Consider the following 1,221-nt stretch of genomic DNA (forward strand, 5'->3'; position numbering starts at 1 on the left):
TTGGGTAAGATGTGTGTATGTCATTTCGGGCAACTTTGACTTGGAGGTCTGGAAGGCCGGATGCTACTGCATCTTCCCACCTTTAACCATTTATCTTCAGTTGCACTTCATAGTTGAACTCGCGAATTCTAATTGTTGCAGTTGGTGGATAAATGGTTGAGTCCTTGCGCATCCAAACGGAAGCTCGCGATACGTTGACCATTTGAGTTCGCTTTTACATCGACGATATAAATACTATCAAAATCATTTCCCTTCCAGGTTGGCACGGTCGCAGGATCGCCACCATTCATCGCCAAAATATTGCGCGCAGCTTCTTCGGCTAAACGGTGTTCCCACGCAACGATTATTGTGGCATTAGCGTAGGCGGGCGAGAGCAGGGCTGTGTTTAATCTGCCGATATCATCCAGCCCAAATTGGGTATTCACTGGCATCCCCAAGCTAATTGCAGTGGGTTCTATTGTGGCTAGAGGGCGTATGTAATTGTAAAGTGTGCCTCTATCGTTTTTTTGAATTCCAGGATTGGGAGCATAGATCGCGGTAGGTGTGTCGAATTTTTGCTTTAAAACTTTCGGAAGCGCCAGCGAGCGGTTTAATCCCTGGCAATTAAGTTGACCCAGTCCTGCGTCAGGTTTTTCTCCATGGCGAATCATAACAATGGTTTCATCGGCAAAACAATTCCCGGAGCTTAAAAATACACATGCCACAATTGTTATTGTCGGCATTACTTTTGAGATTGTTTTTGTAATGAATAATGAATGTTCCATGGTCACTCCTTAGTTTTTTAGGGATGACAAATTATACATCTGGGATTGCGTAGTAATTATTTTTGGCATGGCGGAATTCGACACGCTATTAGCCTAAACTATTATCAAGCACGCCTGAAAATGGTATGAATGAAGCAATGATGTATATCGCCTGCCATTGATAATTTTAGTATTTTATTGATGCTTAGATTCTTTAAGTCTTCTACATCCTCCACGTATTTCAAAAAAGCTGTCGAATTTGTTTGCCAATCCAAAAGCATTGAGCAATTAAAAAAATTCCCTGAAACAGAAGAACTTGGTCGTCGGTGATTTTTATTTTCATCAACTCATTTCCCCCCTATGTCAGGATAGATGTCGCGTCAATTAATTCACATCAACCGTATTGGGGCGGAGTAAAGACATGCAGTGAATCGTTATCCAGCAGAACGCAAGGAGGCCATCCTTAAGCAGATGATGC

1 protein-coding gene is annotated in these 1,221 nt (G+C 42.5%); it reads right to left on the reverse strand.

The genetic code is table 11. From position 1 onward, the window contains the following. Positions 1-128: 128 nt before the first annotated feature. Entirely contained in the window at positions 129-764 is a 636-nt protein-coding gene (locus ACO0K1_RS20165; protein ID WP_423028988.1) for a histidine phosphatase family protein, read from the reverse strand. Positions 765-1,221 lie beyond the last annotated feature (457 nt).

Origin of the sequence: Undibacterium sp. SXout20W (assembly GCF_049340285.1) — a bacterium.
Lineage (GTDB): Bacteria > Pseudomonadota > Gammaproteobacteria > Burkholderiales > Burkholderiaceae_D > Undibacterium.